The sequence below is a fragment of the Pauljensenia sp. UMB3104 genome, from assembly GCF_030217285.1.
Taxonomy (GTDB): domain Bacteria; phylum Actinomycetota; class Actinomycetes; order Actinomycetales; family Actinomycetaceae; genus Pauljensenia.
In genome coordinates, this window is record NZ_JASONN010000420.1 from 1 (window position 1) to 255 (window position 255).

Below are 255 nucleotides of genomic sequence, written 5' to 3' on the forward strand. Positions count from 1 at the left end.
GGCGTTGCCACAGATCATCACAGCAATCGTCGCAGCACTCCCGCAGATTATTACTGCGATCGTCAGCGGCGTGGTGGGTGCGATCCCGCAGCTCATCGACGCAGGCATTCAACTGCTGACGGCGTTGATTGGGGCGTTGCCACAGATCATTACAACGATTGTGGCCGCGTTGCCGCAGATTATCGCAAGTATTGTGTCGGCGATTGGTGGGGCTATCCCGCAACTCGTCCAAGCAGGCATCCAACTCTTGACGGC

Annotated in this window: 1 protein-coding gene; it reads left to right on the plus strand. The window is 57.6% G+C overall.

The genetic code is table 11. From position 1 onward, the window contains the following. The coding region (locus QP415_RS12255) for a hypothetical protein (protein WP_285100256.1) at window positions 1–255 on the plus strand (255 nt) is incomplete at both ends.